Below are 20,101 nucleotides of genomic sequence, written 5' to 3' on the forward strand. Positions count from 1 at the left end.
GTCACCAGTTTTCGGGGGAGTGAGAACAATGGAATATGTTATTGAAATGCTTAATATACGAAAAGAATTCGGAACATTTGTCGCCAATGATGATATTACGCTTCAATTGAAAAAGGGCGAAATTCATGCATTATTAGGTGAAAATGGAGCGGGGAAATCGACATTGATGAACGTGCTTTTCGGCTTGTACCAGCCAGAAGGCGGGGAAATTCGTGTGCGCGGCAAAAAGGTTGATATCTCAAACCCGAACATCGCCAATGATCTCGGTATCGGAATGGTCCATCAGCATTTTATGCTCGTTGAGAACTTCACCGTTACGGAAAACATCATTTTGGGCAACGAACCGACGAAATTCGGCGTCACCAATAAAAAAGATGCAGCGAAGCGCGTGCAGGAAGTTTCTGAACAATATGGCCTGAATGTGGATCCGCATGCATTGATCGAAGATATCTCCGTTGGCATGCAGCAGCGAGTGGAAATCCTGAAAACGCTTTATCGCGGAGCGGAAATCCTCATATTCGATGAACCGACCGCGTCGCTGACACCGCAGGAAATCGTCGAATTGATCCAAATCATGAAACGTTTGATTGCTGAAGGAAAATCAATCATTTTGATCACCCATAAATTGAAAGAAATCATGGATGTATCCGATCGTGTAACAGTCATCCGCAAAGGACAAGGCATCGGCACCGTCATCACAGCGGAAACCAATCCGGCTGACCTGGCATCGTTGATGGTCGGACGCCAAGTGGAATTCAAAACAGTAAAAGGGCAAGCTAATCCAACAGAGGATGCGCTTTCGATAAAAGATTTGGTAGTGGAAGATTACCGCGGCGTTGAGAAAGTGAAACGCTTGAATCTGACAGTCCGCAAAGGTGAAATTGTCGGAATTGCGGGAATCGACGGAAACGGACAAAGTGAATTGATCGAAGCGATCACCGGACTTCGCAAAGTTAAAAGCGGCACCATTTCACTGCACGATAAAGACATTACGGGCTTGAAACCGCGCAAAGTGACGGAAGCCGGTATCGGCCACATTCCGCAGGATCGCCACAAACACGGCTTGGTGCTGGATTTCCCGATTGGCCATAATATTTCACTGCAGACGTATTACAAATCGCCGATTTCCAAAGGCGGCATCATCGACTACAAGAAAATCGATGAAAAAGCATTGCAAATCATCAAGGATTTCGATGTCCGTACGCAAGGGCCGCACACACCAGCGCGCGCTTTATCGGGCGGTAACCAGCAAAAAGCGATTATCGGCCGTGAAGTAGACCGGGATCCTGATTTGCTGATTGCAGCATTGCCGACTCGAGGGCTTGATGTCGGTGCGATTGAATTTATCCACAGCCGCTTGATCGAACAACGTGACAACGGCAAAGCTGTTCTGCTTATTTCATTCGAACTTGATGAGGTCATGAACGTATCGGACCGCATTGCGGTTATCCACGATGGCGAAATCGTGGATGTCGTAGTTCCGGAAGAAACGACGGAACAAGAGCTTGGGCTGCTGATGGCAGGACACTCTGTCAAAGCACAAGGCAATGGCAATAATGATTCAAAGAAAGAAGGTGAGGATCAGCATGTCAATTAGAGCTACGAATCTTCTGGTCCCCGTCATATCTGTTATTTTAGGTTTATTGGTCGGTGCAATCGTTATGCTCGTATCGGGCTATGACCCGATCGTCGGCTACACCGCTTTATGGAACGGTATTTTTGGAGACCTTTATACAATTGGTGAAACGATCCGCCAAATTACACCTTATATTTTGGCAGGTCTTGCAGTCGCATTTGCATTCCGCTCGGGACTGTTCAATATCGGTGTCGAAGGGCAATTGATCGTCGGTTGGTTTGCCGCTGCATATGTAGGGGTAGCTGTTGAATTGCCGAAAATCATCCATTTGCCATTGGCGATTTTGGCTGCAGCTGCAGCTGGAGCTCTATGGGGCTTTGTGCCAGGGCTATTGAAAGCGAAATTCCATGTACACGAAGTAATCGTTACAATTATGATGAACTATATCGCGCTGCACACGACAAATGCGTTGATCAAAACCGTTTCGGACGGCGGCGACAGAACCGAGTCGATTTTCTTGAGTGCATCGCTGCGTTCGGAATTTTTCCAGAACTTGACGGACTTTTCACGCCTCCATTACGGCATTTTGATTGCGCTGGCGATGGTTGCGGTCATGTGGTTCATTCTAGAGAAAACAACTTTGGGCTTCGAATTGAAAGCGGTCGGTTTCAACCACAACGCTTCCGAATACGCAGGCATGAACGTCAATAAAAACGTCATCCTCGCAATGGTCATTTCCGGTGCGTTTGCCGGTCTTGCTGGTTCGATGGAAGCACTTGGAACGTTCGAATATGTTTCTTCCAAAGGCGGCTTCACCGGCATCGGGTTTGACGGCATCGCAGTTGCCTTGCTGGGCATGAACACACCGCTTGGCGTCATCTTCGGCGCGACATTATTCGGTTCATTGAAATACGGAGCTTTGAACATGCCGAATGCTGCCGGAATTCCATTGGAAATCGTGGAAATTGTCATCGCGGTTATTATTTTCTTCGTAGCATCAGGTTATATCATCCGCCTATTCCTGCTGCGCGCGGCTAAAAAGAAGGAGGCGAAGTAATATGAGTTTCTTGGAAGTTTTGTATTTCATCGTTCCTTCAGCCATATTTTACGCTGCACCATTAATTTTGACAGCTATCGGCGGCGTATTCTCCGAACGTTCAGGTGTTGTAAATATCGGTCTTGAAGGTTTGATGGTCATCGGTGCTTTCGTCGGAATTTTGTTCAACTTGCTGTTTGCAGATCAGTTCGGCAACGCAACTCCTTGGCTGGCGCTTATTGCAGCGATGGCCGCTGCCTTATTGCTATCGCTCGTCCACGCAGTGGCGTCGATCTCATTCCGTGCGGACCAAGTAGTTTCCGGGGTGGCGATCAACTTGCTCGCCATTGCGTTATCACTTTATTTAGTTAAGAAAATCTTCGATAAAGGGCAAACGGACTTCATCACGGAACGCTTCCCGCGTTACGATGTACCGTTCCTTTCCGATATTCCGGTTCTCGGACCGATGCTGTTTTCAAAAATGTACAACACGTCGATCCTTGCGCTCGTGGTTGCTATCGTGGCTTGGTTCGTCATTTATAAGACGCCATTCGGCTTGCGCTTACGCTCTGTAGGTGAACATCCAATGGCTGCTGATACAATGGGCATCAACGTTGCCAGAATGCGTTATATCGCTGTAATGATTTCCGGAGCACTTGCAGGCATCGGCGGTGCAATTTATGCACAGACAATTTCCGGCGACTTCGGACATGCAACGATCAATGGGCAGGGCTTTATGGCTTTGGCGGCAATGATTTTCGGGAAATGGCATCCGCTGGGCGCCATGGGAGCGGCATTATTCTTCGGCCTCGCGCAATCGCTGAGTATCGTCGGACCATCCATCCCGTACATCAAAGACATTCCAAGCGTGTTCTTGCTGATCCTTCCATACGTATTGACGATTCTTGCGTTGGCTGGCTTTATCGGCCGCGCGAATGCACCAAAAGCAAACGGTGTGCCTTACATCAAAGGCCAACGCTAAGCTGAATAAAATTTTCTCTATCGAAGGCATGCCCGGTTCACTGGGCATGCCTTTTTCATTTTTATGGAAAAGCGCTACAGTCTCTAGAGCTTTTCTTTAGCTACGAGGTTCGGTATAGTTAACCTATGATGAGAGAGAGGGGAAATACATATGTTTGAAACAGTCAATATCGCTAAAGGCGTCAAGGTCCACGTACACGAAACGACGCAATTCAAAACCATAAATTTCTCGCTGAAGTTCAAAGATAAACTGACAAAGGAAAAAGCTTCTGCGCGGACGATTTTGGCGAATGTGCTCCAGCACAGCAACGAAGTCTATCCATCGCATACAGCATTGCGCATGGTGCTTGATGATTTATACGGCACTTCGCTATACATAGATTCTTCGAAACGGGGCAACGAGCATATCGTCACCTTGAATGTCGAAACCGTCAACGATGAGTATTTGTCGGAAGAAGGCGTACTCGAAAAAGTGATGAACTTAATGTACATCGTCTTGTTCAAACCGAACTTCGAGCACGGCTTGTTCAAGGAATCAATTTTCAAACGTGAGCAGGAAGCGATTAAACATCGCATTGAATCCATTTTCGATGACAAGACCCGTTACGCACAGCAGCGCCTGATGGAATTGGCGCTGCCTGATCACCCGGCGTCAATACAGCCGAACGGCACGATTGAAGAAGTCGCTAACGTGACGAACGAGAAGCTCGTCGAAGAATACGAGGAAATGATCAAGAACAATGAAATTGAAATTTATGCAGTTGGCGACATCAAAGCAGAGTTGATTGCCGAGCATTTCAAGGAATTCTTCCATTTTGGAGACCGCGAGCAAGCGATCAAAGCTCCTTCGACCGAATTGACAAAACCAGAGCAGGAGCGTGTTGTCGAATTCGAAGACATGAAGCAAGGCAAGCTGCATATGGCTTTTTACTCGCCAATCACATTCCGGGATGAGAAATTCCCAGTCATGCAATTGCTGAACGGCGTTTTCGGGGGCTATGCGCATTCAAAACTATTCGTCAATATCCGTGAAAAAGAAAGCATGGCGTATTACGTGTCGAGTTCGTATGCTTCCCAATTCGGCTTGATGTTCGTATTGGCGGGTATAGACGCGAAGCTTGAAGAAAAAGCGGTCAAGCTTGTACTTGAACAATTAGAAGAAGTGAAAAAAGGCAATATCACGGATGTGGAACTCGGCCAGACAAAAGCATTGCTGACCAACCAATTGCGGGAAGCGCTTGATAATGCTCGTGGGCAAATCGACATTTACGATCAATACATGGAACTGACGGAAGCTTTCGAACCTGATTACCTGATCAGCAGATGGAACTCCATTACAAAAGAAGATATCGCAGCGGCTGCTAATGAGCTGTCTCTCGAAATGACGTATTTCCTATCAGGCAAGGAGGATGATTCTGTTGAATAAAGTCGAATTCAAACAATTAGACGAAACCTTATACCATGAAAAATTAGACAATGGGCTTGAAGTCTATATTCTGCCGAAAAAAGGGTTTTCCAAAACCTTCGCAACTTTTACAACAAAATACGGTTCAATCGACAATAATTTTGTGCCATTTGGAGAAAAAGAAGCGATAAAGGTTCCTGATGGCATCGCCCATTTCCTGGAGCATAAAATGTTCGAGAAAGAGGATGGCGATGTCTTCCAGCAGTTCAGCAAGCAAGGCGCATCTGCGAATGCTTTCACTTCATTCACACGGACAGCCTATCTGTTTTCGGCAACGGACAAAATCGATGAAAACGTGGAAACACTGCTTAATTTTGTGCAGAGCCCTTATTTCACGGAAAGCACAGTTGAGAAGGAAAAAGGCATCATTGCACAGGAAATTACGATGTACGACGATCAGCCCGATTGGCGGCTGTATTTCGGCGTCATAGAAAACATGTACAAGAACCACCCGGTGAAAATCGATATCGCCGGTACGGTCGAATCGATCCAGGACATCACAGCGGAGCATCTGTACACATGCTATAACACGTTCTACCACCCATCGAACATGGTGCTGTTCATAGTAGGAGCGGTCGAACCGGAAAGCATGATCAGCTTCATTAAAGAGAATCAAGATGGCAAAACGTTTGAAGAGCCGCAGGACATCGAAAGGGTTTATCCAGAAGAGCCAGCAGAAGTTGCGATCAAGGAACGGACGCTGGAGATGAGTGTGCAAAAACCGAAAGTGTTCATCGGCGTAAAACCAGAGCTTTTGAATCTGTCCGGAGAAGACATGATGAAACATGAATTGTCAGCCCAATTGGCTTATGAATTGCTGTTTGGGCGCACTTCCGATTTTTATCACAATGCTTATGAAAACGGTTGGATCGATGAATCTTATTCGTTCGATTATTCACTTGAAAACGGCTTCGGCTATGCATTGATTGGTTCAGATACGTCTGTTCCCGAGAAATTGATTCAGGAAATCAACGACACACTGGACCGGGCAATCGAGAAATGGCCATTTGGCCAAGCGGATTTGGACCGAGTGCGCCGCAAGAAAATCGGCTTTTTCCTAAGAGCGTTGAATTCACCGGAATACATCGCCAATCAGTTCACCCGCTATGCATTCAACAACATGAACTTGTTTGACGTTGTGCCAGCACTGGAAAAAATCGAAGTTCCTGATTTGCAGGAAACTTTTGCGTCGGTCAGCCAGGAAAGCCAGCGTTCATCGTTTACAATCGTTCCGCCTAAAAAGGGCGAACAGTGAAACGGTTTGCGGTCATTATGGGCGCTTCAGGCGAGATAGGGGAGTCTATTGCAGAAGAGCTGGCGCAGGATGGCTGGTCGCTGTATCTCCACTATAATTCGACACCTGTCAGCCAATTGGCGGAGCGGCTTGAGAAAAAATTCGCGTTCCAGGAGTTTATTCCGGTGCAGGCCGATTTTGCGGATGACAATGGCGGTGAAGTGTTGGCATCGAATATTTTCGATGCATCGTGCATTATCGTAGCCAGCGGCCATGCCTTGATGAAAATGCTGCTGGATACAGATGAGCAGGAAATGGATGAGCTGTGGCGGGTGCATGTGAAAAACCCTGTCACTGCCATCAAATTGATTTCCCCCTATTTTCACCGCCACCCTAAAAATTATGTCGTGTTCGTCTCTTCGGTTTGGGGCCAGACCGGGGCAGCGATGGAGACGATGTATTCGTCAGTAAAAGGCGCACAATTGTCTTTTGTCAAAGCTTACGCGAAAGAAATGGCACCGACTGGCACTCGCGTCAATGCAGTGGCACCAGGATTTATTCAGACGAAAATGAACAAAGAATTCTTGGAAGAGGAATTGGCGGCAATCGAGGAGGACATTCCCCTCGGGCTTGGCAATCCGCAGGATGTCGCTGATGCTGTGGCCTTTTTGGTTAGCGGCAAAGCCGACTATATAACAGGGCAGACGCTGAATGTAAATGGCGGATGGCATATGTAGAAAAAGAAGGAAAGGTTTTCCTTCTTTTTTTATTACCTCTTTTCTTGAGACCGTAAATCCGCTATCATAAGAGGTAGGAACTTTTAAGGGCAAACACTGTATTGAAAGGTCGGATGATGTGTGAAAGAATGGTATTTTGAATACGAAATTCAAGTCAATCGTCCGGGTCTGTTAGGAGATATAGCTTCACTTCTAGGTATGTTGAGGGTAAATATTGTCACCATCAATGGCGTCGACCAAGGCCGCCGCGGAATGCTTCTGCGAGCGGAGCACGATGTCCAATTGGAGCGGTTCGAGCAGATTGTTTCCACTATTGAAACAATTTCGGTCAAAAAATACCGGGAACCGAAGCTCCGTGATATTCTGGCCGTACGCCACGGACGATATATCCAGCGCGATGCGGATGACCGGAAAACCTTCCGTTTTGTCCGCGATGAACTGGGGCTGCTTGTTGACTTCATGGCTGAAATTTTCAAGCAGGAAGGCCATAAGCTGGTCGGCCTACGCGGCATGCCGCGGGTCGGCAAGACGGAATCCATTGTCGCTGCCAGCGTCAGCGCCAACAAAAAATGGATTTTCCTGTCGTCGACAATGATCAAGCAGACAGTACGCAACCAATTGATGGGCGATGAACATAACGCAAACAACATCTTCATATTGGATGGCATCGTCACCCGCCGTTCAGGAGATGAGCGCCATATGCAATTGGTGAGGGAAATGATGCGGATGCCGACGATAAAAGTAGTCGAACACCCCGATATGTTTGTCCAGCAATCTGAATACAACATAGAAGATTTCGATTATATAATCGAATTGCGCCATCATCCAGACGAGAAGATTACGTATGAAGTACTAGAAAAAAACAACTTCATGGACGACCGGAACCAAGCGGATCTGTTCGGCGGTTTCAACTTTTAAGTAGGCAGGTGAGTATATTGAGTGAATTAGGCAATCGTTTAAAAGAAGCGAGAATCGCCAAAGGCTATAGTTTGGAAGATTTGCAGGATGTAACAAAAATCCAGAAACGCTATTTGGCAGGCATTGAAGAAGGCAACCACAGCATGATGCCCGGGCCTTTTTATGCCCGTGCGTTCATCAAGCAATATGCGGAAGCGGTCGGCCTCGATGCCAATGATTTGCTTGAGCAGCATAAAGGGGAAATTCCAGCCCCGGCAAAAGAGGAAGTAAGAACAACAATGGTGCCGCCGACTCCATCGCGCCGCCAGACATTCGCGAAGAACTCTTCGCGCAGCAGCGGCATGGGTGAGATGATGCCGAAAGTGATTGTGGCCTTATTTATAGTAGTTATTATTGGAGTGGCTTGGGTATTCTACCAATCCCTCGGCACCAACGACACTGCAGAAGAGGTTCCTGAAGAAACAGGGGTTCCTTATGAAGAGCCTGCGGATAAAGATGCCGCACCGGCAGAAGAAGAAAAAGCTGCAGAGGAAGAACCCGCTGAAGAAGCTCCAGCGGAACCCGCAGAACCTGAAGCGAGCATAAAAGTTGAGGGAACAGAAGGCGAAACAACAACATACGCATTCAGCGGCCCTGATAAAAGGGAAATGATCGTTAAAGCGAATGGGGCATCATGGGTAGCCGCGACTGATCAAGATCAGAAGGCGATATTTCCTGCCGTAACCATGCAGCCGGATGATTCTGAGACGGTTGATGTTACCAATTTGAAGCAAATCCGCCTTCGTCTTGGAGCTGCACCGAATATGTCGATCTCCATCAACGGCCAACCGGTGAAAATTTCTGAAAAACCAATTACACAAAATATTGTTATTCAATTCTCAGCCGCGGAATAGCCATCTTTTGATGGCTTTTTTTCTTGAAAAACGAAAGGAGAATCATTTATGAACATTCCAAACCGCATCACCATTTCCCGGATACTCCTGATTCCCGTATTCATGGTCCTTATGCTTGTCGATTTCAACTGGGGGGAAATGACCTTGTTCGGCGCTACGATGCCAGTGAGCCACTTTATCGGAGCGCTTGTCTTCATCTTCGCATCATTGACGGATTGGGTGGACGGCTATTATGCCCGGAAGTACAATCTCGTTACGACATTCGGTAAATTTTTGGATCCGTTAGCGGATAAGTTGCTGGTTTCGGCAGCTTTGATCATCTTAGTGGAGCTTGGATTTGCTGCTTCATGGATCGTCATCATCATCATCAGCCGAGAATTCGCAGTTACTGGCTTGCGCCTCGTTCTTGCGGGCGAAGGGGAAGTCGTTGCAGCCGGGGGCTTAGGGAAAATCAAAACCACTGCCCAAATCTTGGCGATTTCTTCGCTTCTGCTTTATAATACGATTTTTACATTAGTGAATATTCCGTTTGGCGACATCATGTTATACATCGCATTGATTTTTACGGTGTGGTCCGGCTGGGATTATTTCTATGCCAACCGCAAAGCACTGATGGTTTCCAAATAAATTCAGCAAGATGGAATGACAGCGAAAGGGAGTGCATTACATGAACGCAGAAATCATTGCGGTAGGCAGCGAATTATTGCTTGGGCAAATTACCAATTCCAATGCCCGTTTTATTTCAAGCAACCTTGCGGAACTCGGGATCAATGTTTATTACCACACAGTGGTCGGCGATAATCCCGACCGGCTGAAAAGCGTCATTGAAATTGCCGAACAACGAGCCGATCTGATTATTTTCACAGGCGGGCTTGGACCGACAAAAGATGATTTGACGAAAAGCACAATTGCGGAACATCTGAATACAAGTTTGGAAATGGATCAAGTCGCGCTGGATTCGATCGTTGCTTATTTCGAACGAGCTGGACGCACGATGACTTATAACAATAATAAACAGGCATTGGTGCTGAAAGACAGCGAAGTGCTGGAAAATCACCACGGCATGGCACCAGGTATGCTTTACAAATCAGGCGAACATGTCTATATTTTGCTTCCTGGCCCGCCGAAAGAAATGGAGCCGATGTTCCAATTCGAAGCGAAGCCGAAACTGGCCCGCATGCTGAACAAAGAAGATGTCATTTTATCGCATGTCCTGCGCTTTTATGGCATCGGAGAAGCGGAACTCGAAGACCGGATCCAGGATTTGCTCGAAAAGCAAACCAATCCGACCATCGCACCGCTTGCATCGGATTCTGAAGTGACTTTGCGCATTACAGCGAAGACCGGAACAGAAGAACAGGCATGGGAATTGATCAACGGGGCTAAGAAAGAAATTCTGGAGATTGTCGGAGATTACCTTTATGGCTACGACGATGACTCGCTAGCTTCGAAGACGGTTGAGCTGTTGAGAGAACAGCATAAGACCATCTCGGCTGCAGAAAGCTTAACGGCCGGCCTGTTCCAAGCAGAGCTCGCGGCCATTCCAGGCGTCAGCAAAGCATTGAAAGGCGGAGTCATCGCTTATAATGAAGAAATGAAAATCAAGCAGCTCGGAATATCCGCTGATTTGCTTGCGCAATACGGCGTAGTCAGCGAAGAAACAGCAATCGCCATGGCGGAGGCCGTACGCTCGAAATTCGGAACAGACATCAGTGTCTCGTTAACGGGTGCTGCAGGTCCGGATGCACATGGTGAGCAGCCGGCAGGGACAGTTTGGATCGGCATATCTGATGAAAACGGAGCAAAAGCTTATCGCCTCCAGCTTTCTGGCATGCGCAATTCAAACAGGCTCAGAGCCGTCAAATTGGCTTTGTACTATGTTATACGAACACTGGCCGCAGGAGACGCACGCAAAATTTAATTTTGCGTGCGTTTTTCCTTTCAAACGCATTTTTTGGCTTCTATAGCCAAATCAAAAATCATATTTAAAACACGAACACGAATAAACGTTCGCATTTCTCTTGTGTATTTCTCAATAACCTAGTATACTAGAAACAGGTAGAAAAATTGGTTTTATTAAGAGGAGGACTTTTTTTGAGCGATCGTAAAGCAGCATTGGATATGGCGTTAAAAGGAATAGAAAAGCAATTTGGTAAAGGTTCGGTCATGAAATTAGGCGAGAAAAGCGACCGCAATGTATCATCGGTTTCAAGTGGATCATTGGCGATTGATACTGCGCTGGGAATAGGCGGATACCCGCGTGGGCGGGTCATCGAAATTTACGGCCCTGAAAGTTCAGGTAAAACGACGGTTTCGCTTCATGCAATCGCGGAAGCGCAAGCGGCAGGCGGCACAGCAGCATTTATCGATGCCGAGCATGCGCTTGATCCGGTTTACGCAAAAAATCTTGGTGTTAATATCGATGAGCTATTGCTGTCACAGCCTGATACAGGTGAGCAAGCGCTTGAAATTACGGAAGCATTAGTGCGAAGCGGTGCAGTTGACATCGTAGTCATTGACTCCGTAGCGGCACTTGTGCCAAAAGCTGAGATCGAAGGCGAAATGGGCGACTCGCATATGGGCTTGCAGGCTCGCTTAATGTCCCAGGCTTTGCGTAAATTATCCGGTATTATCAACAAATCGAATACGATTGTCATTTTCATCAACCAGATCCGTGAGAAAATCGGTGTGATGTTCGGTAACCCGGAAACAACTCCAGGCGGCCGTGCTTTGAAATTCTATTCTTCAGTACGCATGGAAATCAGACGCGCAGAAGCATTGAAATCAGGCAATGACATCATCGGTAACAGAACGAAGATCAAAGTCGTCAAAAACAAAGTTGCTCCACCGTTCCGTACTGCAGAAGTGGATATCATGTACGGCAAAGGGATTTCACGCGAAGGTGAAATCGTCGATATCGGTTCTGATCTGGAAATCATCCAGAAGAGTGGTTCTTGGTATTCGTACAAAGAAGAACGCATCGGGCAAGGCCGTGAAAACGCCAAGCAGTTCTTGATGGCGAATCCAGAAATCCGCAACGAAATCTCGAACAAAGTCCGTGAATCATTAGGCATGGCTGCAGCTACGTATACGATTGCTGCGAATGCTGATGAGCCGGAAGAGTTCAATCTTTTGATTGACGAAGAATAAGAAAAGAAGCGCAGCGAAGGCTATGCTTCTTGAAGATAGCCGCCGAGCATTCGCTTGGCGGCTTTTCTGTGGCTTTTTAAATTGCTTTCCTCTAAAGTGGCGGCAAAAAGCGCCGTCCCTGTCAAGGCCTCCAGCGCTTGTCGGAACTAGATGGGCGCCTGCGCTTTTCGTGGTGTCCAGTCTCCGGCGCCCAGTTCCTCGAGACGCTTCGGCCTTGCCAATGACGGCAAAAAGCGCCGTCCCCGGCAAGGCCTCCAGCGCTTGTCGGAACCAAACGGGCGCCTGCGCTTTTCTGAGAGTTTCCATGGGTTGACACTTCTTAGTACCAACTATACAATTAAGTTGTATCTACGCATCTAACTAGTGCGGTGACGCATTTTTACAACGATTGATGCAAGTAAATGTTTTAATTTAATTCATTTTTTGAAACTGTAGAAAAAGAATAGCAAGAGGAGGTGTTCGAATGGGAATTTCTGAGATCATCTTCGCTTTGCTTGGTATCATCGTCGGTGTAGTTGTTGGCTATTTTGTTCTTAAAAAACAAAACGATTCCGATATAGCAGGCGCTAAAAACTCTGCGGAGCAAATTGTTGAAGATGCGAAGAGAGAAGCAGAAGCGCTGAAAAAAGAAGCTTTATTGGAAGCGAAAGACGAGAATCATAAATTGCGTACTGAAACAGAATCTGAAATCCGGGAACGCCGATTGGAACTTCAAAGACAAGAAAATCGGTTGTTGCAGAGAGAAGAAAATTTGGATCGCAAGGATGATGCATTAAACAAAAGAGAAGCGAGCCTTGAACGCAAGGATGAAACTCTCGCAGAAAAACAACAGCATATTGTACAGATGGAGAGCAAAGCAGAGGATTTAGTCCAGAAGCAGCAGTCCGAGATGGAACGCATTTCTTCATTGACACGCGAAGAAGCGAAATCGATTATCCTGCAGCAAGTTGAAAATGAACTTTCAACAGATATTGCGGTCATGGTGAAAGAAACCGAAGCGCGTGCCAAAGAAGAATCGGACAAGAAAGCGAAGAATATCCTCTCGTTGGCAATGCAGCGCTTTGCTGCTGACCATGTCGCAGAAACGACTGTTTCTGTGGTGAACTTGCCGAATGATGAGATGAAAGGCCGGATCATCGGGCGCGAAGGACGAAACATCCGAACGCTTGAAACGCTGACAGGAATCGATTTGATCATCGATGATACACCAGAAGCGGTTATCCTTTCCGGCTTCGATCCGATCAGACGTGAAACAGCCCGGTTGGCTCTTGAAAAATTGGTATCCGACGGCCGTATCCACCCTGCGCGCATCGAAGAAATGGTTGAGAAATCACGTCGCGAAGTGGACGAGCAGATCCGCGAAATCGGTGAACAAACGACATTTGATGTCGGCGTCCATAATTTGCACCCTGATTTGATCAAGATTCTTGGCCGCTTGCGCTACCGCACAAGTTATGGCCAAAACGTCCTGAAGCATTCGGTTGAAGTTGCTTTCCTTTCCGGCTTGATGGCCGCAGAACTTGGTGAAGACGTCACGCTCGCAAGACGTGCCGGCCTTCTTCATGACATCGGTAAAGCCATTGACCACGAAGTTGAAGGAAGCCACGTCGAAATCGGTGTGGAACTTGGTACGAAGTACAAAGAGCATCCAGTTGTCATCAACTCAATTGCTTCCCACCACGGGGACACGGAAGCGACGTCGATCATCTCGGTTATCGTCGCTGCAGCAGATGCTTTGTCTGCCGCACGTCCGGGTGCACGCAGTGAGACATTGGAGAATTATATCCGCAGACTTGAAAAACTTGAAGAGATTTCCGAATCGTACGAAGGCGTCGAGAAATCATTCGCCATTCAAGCGGGACGCGAAATCCGCATAATGGTCCGCCCGGAACAAATCGACGACATGACAGCCCATAGGCTTGCCCGCGATATCCGTAAACGGATTGAAGAAGAGCTTGACTACCCAGGGCACATTAAAGTGACCGTCATCCGGGAGACACGAGCAGTTGAATACGCAAAATAATAGGATTGGGGCTTCGATGAATGTCTATTCAAAGAAGCCTTTTTCTTATGGGAAAAGGTGATAGTTGTGAAAATTTTATTTATCGGTGATATCGTCGGTTCGATCGGACGGGACGCGTTGGAATCTTATTTGCCTCGTTTGAAACGGAAGTACGCACCGGATGTCGTCATTGCCAACGGTGAAAACGCTGCGGCAGGACGCGGCATTACGAAGTCGATTTACCAAGACCTGATGTTCATGGGCGTCGATATGGTGACGATGGGAAACCATACATGGGACCAGAAAGAGATTTTTGATTTTATTGATGAAGTCGATTACTTGATCCGCCCGGCGAACTTCTCGCCGGAAGCACCGGGCAGAGGCATGGCGACGGTCACGAAAAATGGCCAGACGCTGTCGGTCATTAACCTCCATGGCCGTGTCTTTTTGCCGCCGCATGACGATCCGTTCCAAAAAGCGGATGAGCTGATCGCTGAAGCGAAAGAGATTTCGCCGCTGGTTTTCGTCGATTTCCACGCCGAAGCGACGAGCGAAAAAATCGCCATGGGCTGGCATCTGGATGGCCGTGCGTCCGTTGTTGTCGGAACGCATACCCATGTCCAAACCGCGGATGCGCGGATTTTGCCGAACGGTACCGCTTATATCTCCGATGTCGGCATGACGGGCCCTTATGATGAAGTGCTCGGTATGACGAAGGAATCCGTGCTGTACCGTTTCCGGACGAACATGCCGACACGCTTTGAAGTGCCGAAGCGCGGACGTTCAGTCGTCAGCGGATTTTTCACGGAAGTGGATGACCAAAGCGGCAAAGCGATTTCATATGAACGCATCTACATCAACGACGATTACCCATTCCAGAACTAAGATTTCGTGTCCATTCTCCGACAATTCGCCATTGTACCTTGTAGAGCACTGATGCTTTTCAGTATAATGAATGAAAGAGCGGAGCAGGCAAGAAAGGGTGCTGGAGCGGAGTTTTTCGCAAGTCGGAACTCTTGTCGAAGGGACGCTTTTACCTGTACAATCAATCTAATAAATAAAGGCTGTTGAACGGTGGTTTAATGGACAGCGTTGTCAGCCAAGAAATGGGTGTCTACGAGAATGGCTTATACAAAAGATGAAATTATCGCAAAAGCACGCGAAGTAGCAGATATGATTGCTGATACAGAAGAAGTTGAATTCTTCAAACGTGCAGAAGCGCAAATAAACGAAAACCAGAAAGTCCGCGAGAAAATCGCGAGCATGAAGAGCTTGCAAAAACAAGCAGTCAATTTCCAGCATTACGGAAAAGAACGTGCGCTTGGATTGATCGAAGGCAAGATCCAGAAAATCGAAGAAGAAATCGATGAAGTGCCGATTGTCCAGGAGTTCAAGCAATCGCAAAGCGACGTCAATGCATTGCTGCAAATGGTTTCGACGGCAATCGCCAACCGCGTGACGAACAACATCATCACTGCGACAGGCGGAGATTTGCTGCGCGGCGAAACCGGATCGAAAGTACGCAACGATTCACCGGGCAGCTGCTCGTAACAATTACACTCAATATCGAGCTGCGCTTTATGAGCCGAACGATTTTGCAATAAGGGAAACTGAAAGAGCTGCGGCTCTTTCAGTTTTTTCTTTTCTGCTGTTGTTTTTGCTATAATGGTGAGACTACGAAAAGTTCTGAAAGAGGTATTAAAAATGGCTCCTACACCAATGATGCAACAATATTTGCAAGTGAAATCCGATTACCAGGACGCGTTCCTGTTTTTTCGCTTAGGCGACTTTTACGAAATGTTTTATGACGATGCATTAAGAGCGTCGCAAATTCTGGAGATTACATTGACGAGCCGCGGCGGCACGGGCGAAGACCGCATTCCGATGTGCGGCGTGCCCCATCACGCGGCGCAGAACTATATTGATCAGCTTATTTCCAAAGGCCATAAAGTGGCGATGTGCGAACAAGTGGAAGATCCGAAAACGACGAAAGGCATGGTCAAGCGCGAAGTTGTGCGCCTGATCACGCCGGGGACCTATACAGAAGGCAAAAGCGTCGATTCAAAATCGAATCTATTTCTCGCAGCAGCTGAACAGACCGGAGAAGGCTTCGCTTTGTCTTACGTCGACGTCAGCACAGGCGAAGCGGCGGCTGTCTACATAGCAGGAACGGAAAAAGCGCTGCTGCAGGAATTGCAGTCGCTGAACATCCGTGAGCTGGTCGTCTCCGAACAATTGTTTTTATTGCTGAACGAAGAGACCCAGCAGCTCATTTTGTCGATTGAACCGATGGACCATATTTACGAAGCGGATGAACGCCTGACCGCCCAGTGTCCGGATGATTTAAAGCAAAGCATTTTGCGTTTGCTGACGTATATTTCGCGCACCCAGAAACAATCGCTGGACCATATCCAGCCTTTTGTCTTCAATGAAAACAGCCAGCTCTTATCAATCGATTTCCATTCCAAGCGTAATTTGGAATTGCTGCAATCGATCCGCGGCGGGGAAACGAAAGGCACCTTGCTGTGGCTTTTGGATGAAACGGTGACAGCGATGGGCAGCCGCAAGCTGAAACAATGGCTGCATCAGCCGTTGGCCAACCGCAGTGCGATTGAAAAACGCCAGACAATGGTCGAAGCATTAATCGGCAATTATTTTGCGCGTGTGGAATTGCAGGGGCTTTTGAAAGAAGTGTACGATTTGGAACGGTTGAGCGGGCGGATTGCTTTTGGCAGTGCCAGCGGCCGTGATTTAGCCCAGCTGCGGAGCTCGCTTGAGAAAGTCCCGTCCATTATCGCAGAGCTTGCCAATTCAGGCTACGGCGCACTTGAAGAGTTCAGCGGAAAACTGGACCGCTGCGAAGAAGTAGGCGAATTGCTTGAAGCTATCAGCGCCAATCCACCTTTGTCCGTGAAAGAAGGGGGCGTTATTCGGGACGGTTTCCACGAAAAACTGGATGAATACCGCTACGCCTCACGAAATGGCAAAGACTGGATCGCGCAGCTCGAACAAGAAGAGCGACGATTAACGGGTATTAAATCATTGAAAATCGGCTATAATCGCATTTTTGGCTATTACATTGAAATATCGAAAGCGAATATGCATTTGGCGGACTTGGAGCGCTATGACCGCAAACAGACGCTGGCGAATGCCGAACGCTATATTACCCCCGAATTAAAAGAAAAAGAGACCTTGATATTGACGGCTGAAGAAGAAAGCTTGAACCTGGAGTATGAATTATTCGTCAAGATCCGGGAAGAAGTCAAAGTGTTTATTACCCGCATCCAGGATTTAGCTTCGACACTCAGCGAACTGGACGTCTTTATGAGCTTCGCCAACGTCGCGGAAAATTACCGCTTTGTGAAGCCTGAATTCAATGACACGCGGGAAATTTCGATTATCGAAGGCCGACATCCGGTCGTTGAAAAAATGCTCAACAAGCAGCATTATGTGCCGAATGATTGTGTGTTGACCAATAGCCAGAATATGCTGTTGATCACAGGGCCGAATATGTCCGGTAAAAGTACCTATATGCGCCAAGTTGCCTTGACGATCGTGTTGGCGCAGATCGGCAGCTATGTACCCGCCGAATCGGCGAACTTGCCGATTGTCGACCAGATTTTCACACGCATCGGAGCGGCAGACGATTTGGTTTCCGGCCAAAGTACATTCATGGTCGAGATGCTTGAATCGCAGTACGCAATCACCCATGCGACAAGCCGCAGCCTGTTATTATTCGATGAAATCGGCCGCGGGACCTCCACATATGACGGTATGGCGCTCGCACAGTCAATGATCGAATATATCCACGAGCATATCGGCGCCAATACCCTGTTTTCAACGCATTACCACGAATTGACGGCATTGGACCAGTCGCTCGACAAACTAAGCAATGTCCATGTCGCTGCAATGGAGCAGTCAGGCAAAGTGGTGTTTTTGCATAAAGTGAAAAAAGGGCCGGCAGACAAAAGCTACGGCATCCATGTAGCGGAATTGGCGGAGTTGCCGCAGCCGATCCTGGCCCGTGCCCGCGAACTGCTGGCGAGTTTCGAAGCGGAAAACAAAAAGCACGTCAGCCAAGTGGAGCAATTATCGTTCTTCGATGACCGTGACACTGCGGGGGAAGAAGTGCTGCAGGCGATTTCGGACATTAATATTTCCGCAATGACGCCTTTGCAATCGCTGCAATTGCTCAATGACCTGCAGGCAAAGCTAAGCGAAAAGGAGTGACTTTATGGGAATAATCCAATTAATGGATGAACCATTATCCAATAAAATAGCTGCTGGGGAAGTGGTCGAACGGCCGGCTTCTGTCGTCAAGGAATTGGTGGAGAATGCCATTGATGCAGGCGGTACAGCGATTGAAGTGTTATTGATCGAAGCTGGATTGACTTCCATTCAGATCATCGACAACGGGGCAGGCATGGACGCGGAAGATGCTCTATTGTCTTTCTCGCGGCACGCTACGAGCAAAATCACGAACGAGCATGACCTGTTCCGCATCCGGACGCTCGGTTTCCGTGGCGAGGCGCTTGCCAGTATCGCGTCGGTGTCAAAAGTCACTCTTCATACATCCGACGGCATCTCCGGCACATTCGTCCAATTGGAAGGCGGACGCTTGGTCGAGCACCGTCCAGGCTCTTTGAGAAAAGGCACCGACATCCGGATCGATCAATTGTTCTTCAATACTCCGGCCCGCTTGAAATACCTGAAAACGCTGCAAACCGAACTGGGCCATTCCATCGATTTGATGAACCGCTTTGCGCTCAGCTACCCGGGCGTCGCCTTCAAATTGGTGCACGAGGGCAAAACAGTGCTCCAGACTTCCGGCAGCGGGGAAATCAAGCGTGTCATTTCCGATATATATGGCGTTTCAATTGCTAAAAAAATGATTCCTTTTGAAGGGGAAACCCAGGATTACAAGGTTTCCGGGTATGCGTCATTACCGGAAATCACTCGGGCCAATAAAAACTATATTTCGTTGTTCGTCAACGGAAGGTGGGTCAAGCATTACGCCATTGCCAATACTGTGCATAAGGCATACCATACGTTCTTGCCATTGGAACGTCAGCCGATCGTCATATTGAATATCCAGGGAGATCCTTATTTGACGGATGTCAATGTCCATCCGGCCAAACAGCAAATTCGGCTGAGCAAGGAAAAAGAATTGATGGATTTGGTGCATGCAACAATACGCCAAGCCATCAGCTCAGCAGTCAGAGCGCCGGTTATCGAGCAGCCGAAAGCGGTGAAACAGGCGCCGACAAAGCAGCTGGATTTATGGAAAACATCATATACAGTAAAAGAACCGATCGAGCAGCCAGCCCATGATTTTCCGTGCACAATGGAAAAGCCGAAAGAACAGCCGGCAATGCAGCAAGGCGAGCCTGCAAGGAACGAATCGGCGCAACAAGCGTCAACAGCTTATAGACCAGAACCATATCCAGAACCGATAGCCGAACCCGCCGATTTCGAAGAACCGGAAACGGGCCCACAGTTTCCTGAGCTGGAAGTCGTCGGCCAAATTCACGGCACCTATATCGTGGCGCAAAGTTCCGATGGGTTTTACCTCGTCGATCAGCACGCTGCGCAGGAACGCATCAAATACGAATTTTTCCGCGAAAAAGTAGGTGACATCGATTCTTCCGAGCGCCAGGCTTTATTGCTGCCATTAACGTTCCACTACAGCCGCGATGAGGCGCTGCGCCTGAAAGATGCTTTGGCAGTGATGGCGGAAAGCGGCGTCTTCATGGAAGAATTCGGCGACACGTCATTTATCGTCCGCGAGCATCCGACATGGTTTCCGAAAGGCTTTGAGCAAGAAATCATCGAAGAAATCATTGAGCAAGTGCTCGATGACCGTAAAGTGGATGTTAAGAAAATACGCGAAGAAGCGGCAATCATGATGAGCTGCAAAAGATCGATCAAAGCAAACCATTATTTGCAGAAGCATGAGATGGAACGCTTACTGGCAGACTTGAAAAACGCCGAACAGCCGTTTACCTGCCCGCATGGCAGACCGGTAATTGTTCATTTTAAAACATATGATGTTGAAAAAATGTTTAAACGGGTAATGTGAACAAAGGCATAGCTGCGGCCAGTGTCATTG

At 47.8% G+C, this 20,101-nt stretch carries 16 protein-coding genes; all 16 read left to right on the top strand.

Annotation, left to right across the window (positions count from 1 at the left end; all coding sequences use genetic code 11):
• Window positions 1–28: 28 nt before the first annotated feature.
• The 16 genes from EGV91_RS15460 to mutL all read left to right on the top strand — a co-directional run bounded on the left by EGV91_RS15460 (window position 29) and on the right by mutL (window position 20,071).
• Window positions 29–1,597, top strand: coding sequence for an ABC transporter ATP-binding protein (locus tag EGV91_RS15460; protein ID WP_135505256.1), 1,569 nt, complete (start codon window positions 29–31; stop codon window positions 1,595–1,597).
• Window positions 1,587–2,633: an ABC transporter permease gene (locus tag EGV91_RS15465; RefSeq protein WP_135505258.1), complete on the top strand. Its 1,047-nt coding sequence runs from the start codon at window positions 1,587–1,589 to the stop codon at window positions 2,631–2,633. The genes EGV91_RS15460 and EGV91_RS15465 overlap by 11 nt, the downstream gene beginning before the upstream one ends.
• A 1-nt stretch (window position 2,634) precedes the next feature.
• A complete protein-coding gene (locus tag EGV91_RS15470) occupies window positions 2,635–3,594 on the top strand; it encodes an ABC transporter permease (RefSeq protein ID WP_135505260.1) in 960 nt (319 codons plus the stop codon).
• A gap of 150 nt (window positions 3,595–3,744) precedes the next feature.
• Window positions 3,745–5,019, top strand: a complete 1,275-nt coding sequence (yfmF, locus tag EGV91_RS15475) for an EF-P 5-aminopentanol modification-associated protein YfmF (protein ID WP_135505262.1) — start codon at window positions 3,745–3,747, stop codon at window positions 5,017–5,019.
• On the top strand, window positions 5,012–6,313 hold the full coding sequence (gene yfmH / locus EGV91_RS15480; RefSeq protein WP_135505264.1) for an EF-P 5-aminopentanol modification-associated protein YfmH: 1,302 nt from the start codon (window positions 5,012–5,014) through the stop codon (window positions 6,311–6,313). Before yfmF ends, yfmH begins: the two co-directional genes overlap by 8 nt.
• Window positions 6,310–7,029: an elongation factor P 5-aminopentanone reductase gene (ymfI, locus tag EGV91_RS15485; protein WP_135505266.1), complete on the top strand. Its 720-nt coding sequence runs from the start codon at window positions 6,310–6,312 to the stop codon at window positions 7,027–7,029. Before yfmH ends, ymfI begins: the two co-directional genes overlap by 4 nt.
• Before the next feature lie 120 nt (window positions 7,030–7,149).
• Window positions 7,150–7,947, top strand: coding sequence for a YmfK family protein (locus tag EGV91_RS15490; protein WP_135505268.1), 798 nt, complete (start codon window positions 7,150–7,152; stop codon window positions 7,945–7,947).
• A gap of 8 nt (window positions 7,948–7,955) precedes the next feature.
• A complete protein-coding gene (locus EGV91_RS15495) occupies window positions 7,956–8,840 on the top strand; it encodes a helix-turn-helix domain-containing protein (protein ID WP_241666204.1) in 885 nt (294 codons plus the stop codon).
• 48 nt (window positions 8,841–8,888) lie between these two features.
• Window positions 8,889–9,467 carry a CDP-diacylglycerol--glycerol-3-phosphate 3-phosphatidyltransferase gene (gene pgsA, locus EGV91_RS15500; protein WP_135505272.1) on the top strand — a complete coding sequence of 193 codons (579 nt, stop codon included), beginning with the start codon at window positions 8,889–8,891 and terminating at the stop codon, window positions 9,465–9,467.
• 40 nt (window positions 9,468–9,507) lie between these two features.
• Window positions 9,508–10,761, top strand: coding sequence for a competence/damage-inducible protein A (locus EGV91_RS15505; protein ID WP_135505274.1), 1,254 nt, complete (start codon window positions 9,508–9,510; stop codon window positions 10,759–10,761).
• A 173-nt stretch (window positions 10,762–10,934) separates the two neighbouring features.
• Window positions 10,935–11,990: a recombinase RecA gene (recA, locus tag EGV91_RS15510; protein ID WP_135505276.1), complete on the top strand. Its 1,056-nt coding sequence runs from the start codon at window positions 10,935–10,937 to the stop codon at window positions 11,988–11,990.
• A 463-nt stretch (window positions 11,991–12,453) separates the two neighbouring features.
• Window positions 12,454–14,013 carry a ribonuclease Y gene (gene rny / locus EGV91_RS15515; protein ID WP_135505278.1) on the top strand — a complete coding sequence of 520 codons (1,560 nt, stop codon included), beginning with the start codon at window positions 12,454–12,456 and terminating at the stop codon, window positions 14,011–14,013.
• A 66-nt stretch (window positions 14,014–14,079) separates the two neighbouring features.
• A complete protein-coding gene (locus EGV91_RS15520; protein WP_135505279.1) occupies window positions 14,080–14,877 on the top strand; it encodes a TIGR00282 family metallophosphoesterase in 798 nt (265 codons plus the stop codon).
• A 237-nt stretch (window positions 14,878–15,114) separates the two neighbouring features.
• Window positions 15,115–15,543: a YlbF/YmcA family competence regulator gene (locus EGV91_RS15525; RefSeq protein WP_135505280.1), complete on the top strand. Its 429-nt coding sequence runs from the start codon at window positions 15,115–15,117 to the stop codon at window positions 15,541–15,543.
• A gap of 153 nt (window positions 15,544–15,696) precedes the next feature.
• Window positions 15,697–18,222: a DNA mismatch repair protein MutS gene (gene mutS, locus EGV91_RS15530; RefSeq protein WP_135505282.1), complete on the top strand. Its 2,526-nt coding sequence runs from the start codon at window positions 15,697–15,699 to the stop codon at window positions 18,220–18,222.
• Window positions 18,223–18,226: 4 nt separating this feature from the next.
• Window positions 18,227–20,071 carry a DNA mismatch repair endonuclease MutL gene (mutL, locus tag EGV91_RS15535; RefSeq protein WP_135505284.1) on the top strand — a complete coding sequence of 615 codons (1,845 nt, stop codon included), beginning with the start codon at window positions 18,227–18,229 and terminating at the stop codon, window positions 20,069–20,071.
• Window positions 20,072–20,101: the final 30 nt, after the last annotated feature.

The organism is Planococcus koreensis (assembly GCF_004761975.1).
Taxonomy (GTDB): Bacteria; Bacillota; Bacilli; order Bacillales_A; family Planococcaceae; genus Planococcus; species Planococcus koreensis.

Bases quoted from the DNA above. Each gene is read 5' to 3' on its own strand.
- EGV91_RS15460 (WP_135505256.1), top strand. From the start codon at position 29: ATGGAATATGTTATTGAAATGCTTAATATACGAAAAGAATTCGGAACA.
- EGV91_RS15465 (WP_135505258.1), top strand. From the start codon at position 1,587: ATGTCAATTAGAGCTACGAATCTTCTGGTCCCCGTCATATCTGTTATT.
- EGV91_RS15470 (WP_135505260.1), top strand. From the start codon at position 2,635: ATGAGTTTCTTGGAAGTTTTGTATTTCATCGTTCCTTCAGCCATATTT.
- yfmF (WP_135505262.1), top strand. From the start codon at position 3,745: ATGTTTGAAACAGTCAATATCGCTAAAGGCGTCAAGGTCCACGTACAC.
- pgsA (WP_135505272.1), top strand. From the start codon at position 8,889: ATGAACATTCCAAACCGCATCACCATTTCCCGGATACTCCTGATTCCC.
- EGV91_RS15505 (WP_135505274.1), top strand. From the start codon at position 9,508: ATGAACGCAGAAATCATTGCGGTAGGCAGCGAATTATTGCTTGGGCAA.
- rny (WP_135505278.1), top strand. From the start codon at position 12,454: ATGGGAATTTCTGAGATCATCTTCGCTTTGCTTGGTATCATCGTCGGT.
- EGV91_RS15525 (WP_135505280.1), top strand. From the start codon at position 15,115: ATGGCTTATACAAAAGATGAAATTATCGCAAAAGCACGCGAAGTAGCA.
- mutS (WP_135505282.1), top strand. From the start codon at position 15,697: ATGGCTCCTACACCAATGATGCAACAATATTTGCAAGTGAAATCCGAT.
- mutL (WP_135505284.1), top strand. From the start codon at position 18,227: ATGGGAATAATCCAATTAATGGATGAACCATTATCCAATAAAATAGCT.